Annotated in this window: 1 protein-coding gene; it reads right to left on the bottom strand. The window is 63.0% G+C overall.

Translation table 11 applies throughout. From position 1 onward, the window contains the following. Positions 1–108: 108 nt before the first annotated feature. On the bottom strand, positions 109–1,267 hold a 1,159-nt coding region (gene accC, locus G3436_RS25325; RefSeq protein ID WP_163950891.1), incomplete at its 5' end, for an acetyl-CoA carboxylase biotin carboxylase subunit.

Consider the following 1,267-nt stretch of genomic DNA (forward strand, 5'->3'; position numbering starts at 1 on the left):
GTGCCTGTGGGAGCTGGCTTGCCAGCGAAGGCCGCACCGCCATAGCCATGTGCACGCAAAAAAAGACCCCGGTCACAGGACCGGGGTCTTTTTCACATCACACCTGCCTCACTCGTCGTTGGCGAGCTTGTGTTCCAGGTAGTGAATGTTGACGCCACCCTTGCAGAAACCTTCATCACGCACCAGGTCGCGGTGCAGCGGGATGTTGGTCTTGATGCCGTCGACGACGATCTCGTCCAGCGCATTGCGCATGCGCGCCATGGCTTCGTCACGGTCTTTGCCGTAGGTGATCAGCTTGCCGATCAGCGAGTCGTAGTTCGGCGGTACCGCATAGCCACTGTACAGGTGCGAATCGACGCGAACGCCGTTGCCGCCTGGGGCGTGGAAATGCTTGACGGTACCCGGGCTCGGGATGAACTTCTTCGGGTCTTCGGCGTTGATCCGGCACTCCAGCGAGTGACCGCGAATCACCACGTCATCCTGGGTGAACGACAGCTTGTTGCCCGCGGCGATGCTGAGCATCTCCTTGACGATGTCGATACCGGTGACCATCTCCGATACCGGGTGCTCCACCTGAACACGGGTGTTCATTTCGATGAAGTAGAACGCGCCGTTCTCGTACAGGAACTCGAAGGTGCCAGCGCCACGGTAGCCGATGTCGATGCACGCCTTGACGCAGCGCGCGAAGACTTCCTGGCGGGCCTTCTCGTCGATGCCCGGGGCCGGCGCTTCTTCAAGAACCTTCTGGTGGCGGCGCTGCAGCGAGCAGTCGCGGTCACCCAGGTGCACGGCGTTGCCCTGGCCGTCGGAAAGGACCTGGACTTCGACGTGGCGCGGGTTGGTCAGGAACTTCTCCAGGTACACCATCGGGTTGCCGAAGGCGGCACCGGCTTCGCTGCGGGTCAGCTTGGCGAAGTCGATCAGGTCTTCTTCCTTGTGCACCACGCGCATGCCGCGACCACCACCGCCACCGGCGGCCTTGATGATCACCGGGTAGCCGACTTCACGGCCGATGCGCAGGGCTTCTTCCTCGTCTTCGGGCAGCGGGCCGTCGGAACCTGGCACGGTCGGTACGCCGGCCTTGATCATCGCGTCCTTGGCCGACACCTTGTCGCCCATCAGGCGGATGGTGTCGGCTTTGGGGCCGATGAAGGCGAAGCCGGAGTTCTCGACCTGCTCGGCGAAGTCGGCGTTTTCCGCGAGGAAACCGTAGCCTGGGTGAATGGCGGTAGCGCCAGTCACTTCAGCGGCGGCGATGATCGCCGGG

The organism is Pseudomonas brassicae (assembly GCF_010671725.1).
In the GTDB taxonomy this organism is placed as follows: domain Bacteria; phylum Pseudomonadota; class Gammaproteobacteria; order Pseudomonadales; family Pseudomonadaceae; genus Aquipseudomonas; species Aquipseudomonas brassicae.